The following is an 11,937-nucleotide window of genomic DNA, read 5'->3' on the forward strand; positions in this document are numbered from 1 at the left end:
GCCCCGGCGACCGGGCGATTTTCGAAGACATCAGCAAGTCGCTGGCGTTTTCAGAGGAGGCTTTCAAGGACCTTTCCACGCACCTTCGACAGGGCGCTTCGTCCCAGGCCCAGGCCGTCATGAACATCCAGGGCCGCCTTAAGTTTAATTCGCAATCAATGGTGGACGAGGCCCTTTTCCTGGCTTCCAAGGCCCACGACCAGACCATTGCCATCCAGATGGCATCATTTTTCCTGATCATCGGCGTATGCGCCTTCCTGGCAATTATCTGCCCGGGCGGAGCAGCAGCTGGTGCAGCGGGCCGGTGATGATATAGCCAGCACCGTTCTCTTTGCCCCCCACCACGGTTCCCGGTCATCCAGCTCCGCCGACCTGGTCGATGCGGTCAAGCCGGACGTGGTGGTGGTCAGCGCCGGTGTCGGCAATCGCTTCGGATTCCCTCACGCCGAAGTGATGGATCGCTACCGGGCCGCCGGCTGCCGAATTTTTTGTACCCATACCCATGGTGCCATATCAATGCGTTCAGACGGAAAAACGGTTCATCTGCAAACGGTTGCGGGTGAAAGGCATAAATGGTTGACCCTTGGTGGGGTCGGGTGGCAGGATAGTGATGGATGAAGCTGGCTGACTGGTGGCGGAACGGTATGCCCGGTTGGGCCGGCTGAACAAAGGACGCACTACGGGTCTGTTTGCCGGAGATGTTTTCTGCCGGTTTTTTCAAGATGGTTGAAAAACAGGTCCGCGTCCAGAAAACCCTCTGGGGAGATGGGAAACGACGCCATGGTTTCAATCATGGCGTTGCGGATTTTGGTGAACTCGCCTTCCAGTTTTACATACGGTTTTGCCCGCTCGTCTTCCAGAAGGCGCATCAGTGCCCCGATCCGGGTCATCAGTGAAAAAAACTTGGAACCCATATTGTCAAACTCCCGGGCGATAGCAACCCCGAAGCGATTGACGGCGTGGTCGGCAAAATGGATGGTCTGGATCTGTCCGGTCTCCTCGTCCACGACCTCCAATCCCGCCCCCGGTGTATGTTTCAGCGGCATCTGGTTCAGCGCTGCCGCATTGCCTACCTTCAGGGCATAGAGCAATTCATCGGGTTCAACTGGCATATTCCATTGGGCCATGAATGCAAGCTCCGGTATTCGGGACATTCGATCGCCGGCACGAATTCGATGTTGCCGGGTCATTGCTATCATAGCTGCTTGTATCCTGCCTGGCAACAGCCAATCGGAGCAACGTCAGATCCCGTCAACCTCGGCACCCAGCTGTCTTACGGTGTCATTGCGAACCGAAAACAAAGTTCTCGTGTGCCTGCTGGATACCTTTAAATGCCTGGCAACGGATTGGGGAGCAGGGTGCCCGGATGTTTCAGAAGGCTGTCGGTTCAGATGGGTTGGCACAGCTTTTGACAATTGACTTTATGCGGACAATCGATCAGGTTGACCCTTGAGATGGTGATGGGTATATTTTTGCATACCTTCCTCGAGAGAAAGGGATAAATCAGTTATGAAAACCCTGCTGATCTGCTTTTCGGCCGGCTGCCTGGGCGCTTTGGCCAACAGTCTCGTGGTGTGGCAGTTTGGAGAGCTGGGCATTGCCCGCTGGGCCGGCGTGTCCATTGCTCCGATGCTTACCCCTGGATGGGTCTACCCGCGGATCGTCTGGGGAGGCATCTGGGGGCTGCTGTTCGTGCTGCCATTTTTAAAATCGCGGTTTCTCCTAAAGGGCACGCTGCTGAGCCTGTTGCCTACAGCGGTCCAACTTTTTTTTATTTTCCCCTACCAGGCCAACAAAGGGGTAGCCGGGCTGGACCTGGGCATGTGGACGCCGGCGTTGGTCCTGATATACAACTGGGTGTGGGGGGTTGTGGCGGCGTCGGCCATCAAGTTTGCTAAATGAAACAGGTGGTCCGGCTGAAGGCGGCATACCTGAAAATGAACCTGGCAGAGCGATGCCGGTGACCAGGATGACAACCGGTGCCTTGGCCGCCCATCAGAAACCCAACCGGAAAAAGTGGTGTCGGCGGCATCCGCAGCATGCATTCAGGAAAAACAGCAGCGCCCATGAACCCAAATTTCGAGGAACTCGATTTTCAAACGACCCACATGGGCGAACTGGTCCTTCAACGGCGGCGCATGCTATCCCTCGATGGCCGTGAGGTCTACGAGGTCAAGCTCGGCGACCACTATCTCATGTCGAGCCTGTTTCACGACGCTGAAGTGGCCCTTGCGGAACTCGGTTTGGGTGGGTTGGATGGTGCACGGTGGGATGTTGTCGTCGGCGGCCTCGGGCTGGGCTATACGGCAGCAGCCGCTTTAAAATTCAAGCAGTTGAAGCGGCTGGTCATCGTGGAAGCCCTGGCCCCGGTTATCGAATGGCACCGCCGCGGTCTGGTTCCCAACGGAAAGATGCTCACCCGCGACGGCCGCTGTGTTTACAACCACGGCGATTTTTTTGCTATGGTTCGCAGTGGCGGTTTTGATCCACAGGTCGACGGTGTGTGTTTTGACGCCGTTTTGCTTGACATCGATCACACACCGGATTGCTGGCTGCACCGCACGCATGGGGACTTTTATTCGCAAGGCGGCCTGCACCGGCTGAAAGCCTTTTTAAAACCCCATGGCATCTTCGCACTCTGGTCAAACGAACCGCCGGAAACGGTGTTTCTCGACCGTTTGTCGACGGTTTTTGAAAGTGCCGAGGGTCATCGGGTTCAATTTGACAATCCGTTGCTGCAGACCCTGTCCGCCAATGGAATTTACGTGGCACGCCGCGGGTGAACCCTTCGGACCGCCCCTTTTGGATCGATGCGGCAGCCTTCAGGATTCTTTCTGATGACACAGGCCCACCCCAGGCAACCTATCGGTTGGGTCACACTGGCAGCCAAGGCATTCATCCTGGCTTCGGCTGTGGCTGTGTTTCTGCCGATGCCCGAGTATGCCCTGAGCCTCGGTAATGCACAGTTTATTGTCTGGGTGGTCCGGCTGACCTGGGTGCTGCTGCTGAGCGTCGGCTGGGTTTTTGTGCTCCTGCTGGTCGGTTTTCTCAAAGGCCGGCTCCGGCCGCAGCGTAAAAGGCGGCAATGACGATGACGCCTGGATGGCAGCACCGCCTGACCGACCTGTAAGCAGGTGATTGCCTTTGTTTTTGTAAAACATTTGTCAACCCTGCGGACCCTCCTTGTCACCCAGTGCGCTTTTCATTACTATTATCCGCAGCAGGCCTCTTTGTCTGCCCGACCCGAAGCACTGCGGAAGGATGGATATGTTTGAATCGCTGATTCATGGATTGCGCGGCGTATTGTCGATCCTGTTTTATGGACTCAATACGGTGATTTGCTGCATCCCTATTTTTTTTATCGCGCTGATCAAACTGCTGCTGCCCGTCAAACCGATCCAGACCGGCTGCCGCCGGCTGCTGACGGCCATTGCCAACGGCTGGATCGCCGTTAACAACCTGAACCAGAAGCTGTTCAACGGTATCCGCTGGGATGTACGCGGCCTGGACAACCTCGATCCCAAAGGCTGGTACATGGTGGTGGCCAACCACCAATCCTGGGTCGATATTCTGGTGCTGCAAAATGTCTTTTACCGAAAAATACCGTTTCTAAAGTTTTTTTTGAAAAAAGAGTTGTTCTGGCTTCCCCTCCTGGGGCAGGCTTGGTGGGCGCTGGATTTTCCCTTTATGAAACGCTACTCCAGGCAATTCCTCAAAAAGAATCCCCACCTGATCGGCAAAGACCTTGAGATCACCAAACGGGCCTGCGATAAATTCAGGAATATTCCCGTATCGGTGATGAACTTCGTGGAGGGGACCCGTTTCACCCGCGAGAAACACTCCCGCCAGCGCTCGCCGTATACCCACCTGCTGCGCACCAAGGCAGGGGGCATGGCCTTTGTACTTGCAACCATGGGCGACAAGCTTCAGCAGATCGTGGATGTGACCATTGCCTATCCCCAGGGAGCGGCTAGTTTCTGGGATTTTGTCTGCGGTCGGGTCAAGGAGATCAAGGTCAGGGTGAAGACGCTGCCCATCGACAGCAACATGATGGGGGACTACCTGCAGGATCCGCAATTCAAAAGGGATTTCCAGGACTGGCTCAACAGCTTGTGGCACGAAAAGGATCGCAACCTGGAGCGCATGCTGGCCGGTTGAACCGCGACAGCGAGGGTATTTTTCGCCGCTCGCGGCGGGGGTAGCGAGCGAACGGGGAATCGATCTTCATCCTCACGGTGCTGCGCAGCACCGCCGTTAAAGGCGGAACCCTCCCCGCGGCCTGCCGCGGGGAGGGTTCGATGGCGCGACGCCCATAAGCTCCCTCGATGATTCCGGCCTGTCATCATCAACCCTTGATGGCACCGTAAAAAAACCAATATCTGGCGGTTATCGAAAATCTGTGCTGCGGGCTAAACGGTTTCGACTACGATCTCGGCTTCAAAAAGGTCGTTAATTGTCTGCAGCAGTCTTTGCATGGCCACCGGTTTATTCAGAATCGCATCCGCCCCCACCATTTTGGCCGAGTCGAGGCAGCATGTGGAGTCCAGATAGCGCCCGCCTCCAGATATCGCCATGATTATCAACCCGGGCCGCAACGCTCTTAATTCCTCGATGGTATCAAGACCGTCCTTTCCCGGCATGAGGATGTCTGTGATGACCAGGTCCACCGGCGCTGTCTTCAACAGTCTGATAGCCGCTTTGCCGTCTCCGGATTCGATAACCTGAAAGCCCTGTTTCGAAAGCATCACACGGATGACATTTCTCACCTGTGGGTCGTCGTCGATAAGTAATATTTTTTTCATTGCAACACCTTTTACGCACCTTTTTTGAGATATACGCTGGGCTCGATGTACCTCAGTTCGTGTTTCAACCCGTTGAGGCTTTCGGCGCCCCCGATGATAAAGTAACCGTTCGGTTTTAGTACGCTGACCAATCTGGCGACCACTTGCTCCTTGGTTGCACTGTCGAAATAAATCATGACGTTGCGGCAGAAAATCACGTCAAAGGTCTCATCAGGCAGCCGGTCCTTGAGCAGGTTGAATTTTTTAAAGGTTACCAATTGGCGCAGCCGTGATCTGACGCGCACGGTTCCGGTCCATCCGTTCAGACCTTTCTGAAAGTAAGTCTTGAGAATGGGGGCTGGAATATGTTTGACGCACTGGTCCGCGTAGATGCCCAGGCGCGCTTTGTTAAGACAGGTATCCGATATGTCCGTGGCCAGGATGGATGGGCTCCCGCCCAGATCAAGGCAATGGGCGGCCAGTGAATAGGGCTCCTCACCGCTGGAACAGGCTGCACACCAGATTTCCGGACGATTCGCCTGCACGTACTTGAAAGAGTTGGACTCCCGAAAAAAGTAGGTGTGGTTGGTCGAGACCGCGTCGATGAAGCGGGCCATCTCTTCAGGGTCTTGAAGCACCTGATCGTAGTACCGGTCGGGCGAGACATTCAGCGAGCGCAGGCGCTTGGCGATGCGCGCATTGAGCAGGGCCCGTTTTTCTTCATTGAGCTTGATGCCGCATTCACTGTAAACCAGCGTGCAGTAGCGATCGAACTGGCGGTTGGTGAGATGTTTGAGCTGGTGATCCATCGTTGACAGTTCCAAGTTTGGGTGCAAACCTAAGTGCACCGCGGTTGCCCATGTCGTACTGGCGCATGGGGCCACATCGTGCTGTTGCTGAAACGATTCATCCAAGGTCAGGTCAATTACACCGACGCTGCATGGATCACGCGGGCATGCACACCATCGCCAGCGCGGAGCGGGTGATTTCCCTCAGCGGTACGATCTTGTCGACGCCCCCTTTTTTGATGGCCTCCTTGGGCATGCCGAAGACCACACAGCTTTCCTCATTCTGGGCGATGGTGCGGGCACCGGCCTGCTTCATTTCCAGGAGGCCCGCGGCGCCGTCGGCGCCCATGCCGGTCATGATGATCCCCACGGCATTGGCGCCGGCGGTTTTCGATACCGATCGAAAGAGCACATCCACCGCCGGGCGCTGGTGGTGGACCATGGGGCCGCTTTTGATTTCGACGTAATAGCGGGCGCCGCTGTGACGAAGCAGCATATGATAATTGCCCGGCGCCAGCAGGGCCTGGCCATTGACCACCGAATCGCCGTCGGCCGCCTCCTTGACACGGATCTGGCTCAGTGAATTCAAGCGTTCGGCGAATGAGGTGGTGAATTTGGCCGGCATGTGTTGGACGATGACAATTCCCGGAACATTGGGCGGCATGGTTTCCAGCACGGCCCGGATGGCTTCCGTACCGCCGGTGGAGGCGCCGATGGCGATGATCTTATTGGTGGTATGGGCCAGAAACGATGCTGGCGCGGGCGCGGCTGAGGTCGGCGGCGGGTTGAGGTTGCGGGCCTTCAGATTGACATGGGCCACGGCCCGGATCTTGTCTGCCAGCTGAAGGCCCATATCCCCCACGGAGTAGGCTGCCGTGGGTTTGGAAATGACCTCCAGGGCACCGGCCGAAAGGGCCTCCAGGGCCATTTGACTCCCTTTCTGGGTCAGCGAACTGACGATGATCACCGGAATGGGGTAATGTTTCATCAGTTTTTTCAGAAAGGTAATGCCGTCCATGCGCGGCATTTCGATGTCCAGCGTCACCACATCCGGCCGCAAGGTGACGATCTTGTCGCGGGCGACATAGGGGTCCGGTGCCGTGCCGACGACCGCGATGCCTCTGGTCCGCGACAATGCTGCGGTAAATACTTTTCGCACGACTGCGGAATCGTCGACAATCAGCACCCGAATATCTCTATCCATCTGTCAATGCGCCCCCTGCTGCTTGGTTTGAAACTTCACTATCGTTTAGGCTGCTTTTCAACAATCCAATCCATCACTCCCTGAACGTGACGGCCAACAGCATGCGGTTGTCCAACGTCTGGATGTGAAGCCGGACCATGGCCGATGCGCCGGTTCGTTCGGGAGGCTGCTTTTCGGCCGGGACCTTTTCCGGGACGCTCAGATCGAAAGCCACCGTTGGGTCGTAATGGCTCAAGGTATTGCCGGCCAGCATGTTGATCATCTCATTGACGGTGCCGGTGACATCGTCCCGGGTGAGTCGGGTCGGATCGATGCCCATAAAATCAGCGGAAATGTTCCGGGCCAGGGCTTCGGGTACCTGCAGGTGGAAGCAGCCCTTCTCTGATCCGCTAAATTCCAGCCTGGCGGCGACTGGGTTAATGGTTGCAATGGATTCAGCGCTCTTTTCGTCGGTCGGTCCAAAATCAACCGGCATGAAAAACATGGTCTCCAGCACTTCAGAAATCGAGGCCTTCATTGCCTCCAGCAACAGGTTCTTGTCCATCTTCGGGTTCTCCCAGGATTGTATTGAGCGTCTGCCGGATCGCTTCGGGGGTAAAGGGCTTTTTGATATAAGCCGCCGCGCCGCACGCCATGAAGGTCTCCACGCGTTCATGGCTGCCTTCGGTGGTCACCATCACCACGGGAACCGTCTGCATGCAGTCGTCGGCCTTCATTTTTTTGAGCAGCGTGAGGCCGTCCATGTCCGGCATGTTGTAATCGGTCAACACCAGATCCATCCAGTTTGCATCCAGCACCGCCAACGCCTCGGCACCGTTGGCGGCCTCAAAGAAGGTGCCGATATCGAAGCCTGAAGCCCGGGTCACTTTTTTAATCACGGCCCGCATGGGTGTGGAGTCATCGACGATGAGAATGTTGTATGCCATATTCCTTTCTCCATTTGACTAGAGTTGCCACACTATTTTTCCTGTGCGGCCGCAACCGTGTTGCCGCTGTCGAACAGTTCTGCCATGCGCGCCATCTGTCCCTCAAAGTCGACCAGCAGGAGTTGAATGTCCGTAGGAGATAATCCCAATAGATCGACCACCGGCTGTTGATAGCGATAAGCCAGCCCGTCGGCGCCCACGCCGCTGCCCACCATCATGCACAACAGGTCGCCCATATAGACGGCGGCTGTTTCCCGGGTCGCCGCCTCACAGAGCAGGGGCTGGTGATGGTGCCGGACCATCTGCACCATTTTGGGGTTGAATCGCCACAGCTGGGCCACCATGGCCCCCAGTTCAGCGTGATCGATACCCAACACCGCTTTTTCGGCCTCACGGAAGCTGTGCCCGCCCGTGTCCACCAAGGCCCGTATTTGCTCATAGGCTTCCGACACATATTGGGAGAGCACGACCTTGCCGATGTCCTTGATCATACCGACGGTGAAGACCAGTTGGGCGTTGGCCAGGTTGGTTTTCAGGGCCACCGCCCTGGCCAGCATGGCCGAAGAGAGCGAATAGCGCCACAATCCTCCGACGTCAAGGTCATAAGCCGCCTGCGCTCTGCTCAACGTGTCCCGGCAACCGGCCATCAGCACCAGGTTGAACACCTCGGCGGTGCCCAGAAAGACCACGGCCTGATGGACGGTTTCGAACTTCCCGGGGCGTCCGTAATAGGACGAATTGGCGTCTTTAAGCAGGTTGGCGGTCAGAACCGGATCGCGCGAGACCGCCTCGGCCAGCCGGGGCATGTCGGCATCCGGGTCCCGGGCCAGGGCCATGATCTGATGGAATGACTGCGGAATCGGCTTGAGCCGGGCAATGCCCTGGGCGATGGTTTTGATGTCCGTCATATGGTGATCTCCCCCTCTCCAGAGACCTTGATGTGGGTCTGACCGTTTTGGATATTCAGGCGAATGGTTCGGTTTGCACTCCCACCCGTGTCCTGATAATCGATCACCACATTGTTGCGGTGAAAAATCTTGCGTACGGCCATTTCATTGCGTTTGCCGATGTTGAAAAACCCTTTCTGATCGAGCACCTGCGAGCCGCCCAGGACAATCACGCGCATGCGCCGTTTCTCTCCGCCCAATGCATACACGGCCTTGAACAGCTGCGGAATGCCGGTGTCGGCAAACATAAAAGGTCGGGCCGCAGCCTTGTTCGGGTCCAGGGAGGACTCCGGCAGCATGAAATGCAGCAGTCCTCCGGCCTTGACAAGGGGATCGTGGATGGCGATGCCGATGCACGACCCCAGCGAATAGGTGATCAACGTCCCTTGCGGGTCATTGCTGGCCTTCATATCCGATACACCGACGACGATATTCATGAGTGATCGCGCTTCCCCCGGGCAGTGATTGTGCTTGTCAATTCCCGCAGCGGCGGGAAAATTACGAATGGCGGTTCTTCACGAAGCCGTCATGATGCTGGATCCATGGCCAGCTCCCATATGCCGGCCATATCCAGGATCAGCCCCACCCGGCCATCGCCCAGTATGGCGCCGCCGGTGATGCCGCGTACTTTTTTCAGCGCCTCGCCCATGTTCTTGATCACCACTTCCTCCTTGCCCAGCAGTTCGTCGAGCAGCAGCCCCATGCGCCGGCCGTCGTACTCCACCGTTACCACCAGCCCTTCCCAGGGGTGCCGGGCATCCGATGGGGCGCCAAAAATGGTCTCCAACCGGATCAGGGGGATCAGTCCGCCTCGGGAGAGGATCATCTCTCCCTTGCACGCCACCGTGGAGCAATGCTCGGCGGTCGGCCGGAAGGATTCGATGATGGACAGGGCCGGAATCACATACCGCTCCTTGCCGACGCGCACCAGCATGCCTTCGATGATGGCCAGGGTCAGCGGCAGGCTGATGCAGAAGGTGGATCCCCGCCCGGCCGTGGTCTGAATGTCCACGCGGCCCCGCAGGCGCTCGATGGCTTTTTTGACCACATCCATGCCTACCCCGCGGCCGGAGATCTCGGTCACCGCCCGGGCGGTGGAGAAGCCGGGCTGGAAAATCAGATTGTTGATTTCCGCATCGTTCAACCGGTTGTCGTCGTCAATCAGTCCATTGGCCCTGGCTTTTTCCAGGATGCGTTCACGGTCGAGCCCCCGGCCGTCATCGATGATTTCGACGACGATATTGCCCCCCTTGTGGTAGGCTTTTAAATGGATGGCTCCCGTGGCATCCTTTCCCGCTGCCTGCCGCTCCGCGGGCGTCTCCAGGCCGTGGTCCATGGAGTTGCGGATCATGTGCACCATGGGTTCGTAGAGGTCGTCGACCACGTTGCGGTCGATCTCTGTCTCCTCACCGGACATGCGCAATTGCACCTGCTTGCCTGAATTTTTGGAAAGGTCCCGCACCAGCCGCAGCATCTTCTGGAACGTGTTTTTGATCGGGACCATGCGCAGGGACATGGTCATGGTCTGCAGGCTGGAGGTGATCTGGTTCAACTGGCCCAGGGTGTGGATCAGCCGCTGGTCGCCTGAATTGAGCATATAGGGGTGCTGCCGCAGCATGGACTGGGCGATGACCAGTTCGCCGGTCAGATCCACCAGGCTGTCCAGCTTCTGGGCGTCGACCTTGACCTGCAAGTCCATGCGCTGGCCGGCGCCCTTTTTTTGATCTCTCAAGGCGGCGGAGACCTGCCGGGAACCGGTGGCACCTTCTTCGATGAGGATCTGGCCAATCTTTTTTCCCGGCTCGGTGCGTTGCCGTTCCAGGGCCGCCTCCAGTTTTTGCGGGGTGAGGTCCCCTTTTTTTACCAGGATTGCGCCCACCGGTTGGTTAAAGGCCGCATCCGGCTCCTGAACCGCTTCGATGCGCTTGACGACTGCGGATATGTCCAGTCCGATATCCAGCAGGCCGCCGCTTTGCATGCCCGCCTGGACCCCCTGGACCATCCGTTTGAGCAGGTCCACCGAATCCAGAATCACATCGATGATATCGCCGTTGGCCTCAAGTTCTCCGCTTCTGATCTTCTCCAGCAGGTTTTCGGCGCGGTGGGCCAGGTGGTTGATGCGCATGAATCCCAGGAAGCTGGAAACGCCCTTGATGGTGTGAAACGCCCGGAAGATGGCGTTGATGCTCTCCGGTTCCGAGGCATCCTGTTCCAGATCGATCAAACTGACCTCGACGGTTTCCAGGCTCTCCAAGGATTCGACGATGAACCCGGAGACGATGTCACGGTCCTCTTCGTCCATGGCCGCATCCGGGCAGCTGAAAGCCTCCTCCGGATTTTTGCAGGTGCTTTGGGCGCTTTTTTGGAAGGTGGCTGCCTCGGCTCCCGGGGATGGGGCAGGGGAGACGCTTTCGCCATGGGCATCCGAGGGCAGAATTCCCAGTTTCGTCAGCACCGGGGTCAGATCCAGGCCCGGGTTCCCGTCGGCCAGCGTTCGGAACATCGTTTGTAAATGGTCGAGTCCGCTTTCAAAGGGGATCAGGTCGCTGACTTCACGCAAGACCACGCGTTCCAGATAATCGGCCAGCGCATCCACCAGCGCCCCGAATTCCGGCCATGCCAGCGTTTGGGCATCGTCCTTGAGCGCGACCAGGCGATTGAGCATCTGGCCCATGACCGGGATGTCTTCGCCATCCATGGTCACCAGCGCCAGACAGAGGGCTTCGATATGCGCGTTGATCGCTTCCAGTCGGTCGGTCATGGGCGTCGTCCTATCTTTTTTTCAGCGATTTTGTTTTTCAAATGCGGCTGCGGCCGCTTCTTCAAGAAGCTTCATATCGGCGGGCATCTTGAAGCAGTCGTCCAATCCGGTTCCACGATATTGAGAGCTTTGGTCATCATCGGCACATGGAATTGTTTTCTGGTTCATTTTCCGGCACGCCGCAGCGTGGTCGGGGTGAATTGGTTGGGTTCTCCCCCCACCGCACTGGCAAAGGGGGAGAACCACCGAGTCGGGCCACGGTCAGCCATGGTTAAAAATCCGCGAAGTCGCGATCCAGGGGGATCATGGCTTCGGAGTCGGTTTTATGCACGGCCCCGGCGGGCATCTCGGCTTTGGCCTTGCGATTGCCTTTGGCCTTGCCGCCGTTGCCGGCATGCGCGGGCAGGTGTGGCGAGGTGTGATGCAACTGGGTGCGCCGGCGTTGGGCGACTGGTTTAGCGTTGCCATTGGCGCCGTTGCCGTTGGACGACGATCCCACCATGGCCACCAGTTCGGCCACGAAGACCTTC

At 57.5% G+C, this 11,937-nt stretch carries 17 protein-coding genes; 6 read left to right on the plus strand and 11 right to left on the minus strand.

Annotated features, from left to right (window positions below; all coding sequences use genetic code 11):
- The coding region (locus tag R6V78_RS07320; protein ID WP_410288683.1) for a hypothetical protein at positions 1-308 on the plus strand (308 nt) is incomplete at its 5' end.
- Complete coding sequence (locus tag R6V78_RS07325) at positions 292-618, plus strand: ComEC/Rec2 family competence protein (protein WP_410288684.1); 327 nt, start codon at positions 292-294, stop codon at positions 616-618. The genes R6V78_RS07320 and R6V78_RS07325, both read left to right, overlap by 17 nt.
- Before the next feature lie 59 nt (positions 619-677).
- On the opposite strand, the gene R6V78_RS07330 is transcribed toward R6V78_RS07325, so the two are convergent.
- Complete coding sequence (locus tag R6V78_RS07330) at positions 678-1,127, minus strand: hypothetical protein (protein WP_410288685.1); 450 nt, start codon at positions 1,125-1,127, stop codon at positions 678-680.
- Between the two features lie 382 nt (positions 1,128-1,509).
- Here R6V78_RS07330 and R6V78_RS07335 point away from each other — a divergent pair, with 382 nt between their 5' ends.
- The 4 genes from R6V78_RS07335 (at position 1,510) to R6V78_RS07350 (ending at position 4,158) form a co-directional block, all read left to right on the plus strand.
- Positions 1,510-1,902: a hypothetical protein gene (locus R6V78_RS07335; protein WP_410288686.1), complete on the plus strand. Its 393-nt coding sequence runs from the start codon at positions 1,510-1,512 to the stop codon at positions 1,900-1,902.
- Between the two features lie 164 nt (positions 1,903-2,066).
- Positions 2,067-2,783 carry a spermidine synthase gene (locus tag R6V78_RS07340; RefSeq protein WP_410288687.1) on the plus strand — a complete coding sequence of 239 codons (717 nt, stop codon included), beginning with the start codon at positions 2,067-2,069 and terminating at the stop codon, positions 2,781-2,783.
- 54 nt (positions 2,784-2,837) lie between these two features.
- A complete protein-coding gene (locus R6V78_RS07345) occupies positions 2,838-3,089 on the plus strand; it encodes a hypothetical protein (protein ID WP_410288688.1) in 252 nt (83 codons plus the stop codon).
- Positions 3,090-3,267: 178 nt separating this feature from the next.
- A complete protein-coding gene (locus tag R6V78_RS07350) occupies positions 3,268-4,158 on the plus strand; it encodes an acyltransferase (protein ID WP_410288689.1) in 891 nt (296 codons plus the stop codon).
- Between the two features lie 251 nt (positions 4,159-4,409).
- On the opposite strand, the gene R6V78_RS07355 is transcribed toward R6V78_RS07350, so the two are convergent.
- The 10 genes from R6V78_RS07355 to R6V78_RS07400 all read right to left on the minus strand — a co-directional run.
- Entirely contained in the window at positions 4,410-4,802 is a 393-nt protein-coding gene (locus R6V78_RS07355) for a response regulator (protein ID WP_410288690.1), read from the minus strand.
- 11 nt (positions 4,803-4,813) lie between these two features.
- Positions 4,814-5,590 carry a CheR family methyltransferase gene (locus R6V78_RS07360; protein WP_410288691.1) on the minus strand — a complete coding sequence of 259 codons (777 nt, stop codon included), beginning with the start codon at positions 5,588-5,590 and terminating at the stop codon, positions 4,814-4,816.
- A 136-nt stretch (positions 5,591-5,726) separates the two neighbouring features.
- Complete coding sequence (locus tag R6V78_RS07365) at positions 5,727-6,773, minus strand: chemotaxis response regulator protein-glutamate methylesterase (RefSeq protein WP_410288692.1); 1,047 nt, start codon at positions 6,771-6,773, stop codon at positions 5,727-5,729.
- Positions 6,774-6,846: 73 nt separating this feature from the next.
- A complete protein-coding gene (locus R6V78_RS07370; RefSeq protein ID WP_410288693.1) occupies positions 6,847-7,317 on the minus strand; it encodes a chemotaxis protein CheX in 471 nt (156 codons plus the stop codon).
- Complete coding sequence (locus tag R6V78_RS07375; protein ID WP_410288694.1) at positions 7,271-7,699, minus strand: response regulator; 429 nt, start codon at positions 7,697-7,699, stop codon at positions 7,271-7,273. Before R6V78_RS07375 ends, R6V78_RS07370 begins: the two co-directional genes overlap by 47 nt.
- Before the next feature lie 32 nt (positions 7,700-7,731).
- A complete protein-coding gene (locus R6V78_RS07380) occupies positions 7,732-8,607 on the minus strand; it encodes an HDOD domain-containing protein (RefSeq protein WP_410288695.1) in 876 nt (291 codons plus the stop codon).
- Complete coding sequence (locus R6V78_RS07385) at positions 8,604-9,083, minus strand: chemotaxis protein CheD (RefSeq protein WP_410288696.1); 480 nt, start codon at positions 9,081-9,083, stop codon at positions 8,604-8,606. Before R6V78_RS07385 ends, R6V78_RS07380 begins: the two co-directional genes overlap by 4 nt.
- Before the next feature lie 89 nt (positions 9,084-9,172).
- A complete protein-coding gene (locus R6V78_RS07390) occupies positions 9,173-11,407 on the minus strand; it encodes a chemotaxis protein CheA (protein ID WP_410288697.1) in 2,235 nt (744 codons plus the stop codon).
- Positions 11,408-11,428: 21 nt separating this feature from the next.
- Positions 11,429-11,575 (minus strand): hypothetical protein, encoded by a 147-nt coding sequence (locus R6V78_RS07395; protein WP_410288698.1) that lies wholly within the window; start codon positions 11,573-11,575, stop codon positions 11,429-11,431.
- A gap of 103 nt (positions 11,576-11,678) precedes the next feature.
- On the minus strand, positions 11,679-11,937 hold a 259-nt coding region (locus tag R6V78_RS07400), incomplete at its 5' end, for a hypothetical protein (RefSeq protein WP_410288699.1).

The sequence above is a fragment of the Desulfosarcina sp. genome, assembly GCF_046496365.1.
In the GTDB taxonomy this organism is placed as follows: Bacteria; Desulfobacterota; Desulfobacteria; order Desulfobacterales; family Desulfosarcinaceae; genus Desulfosarcina.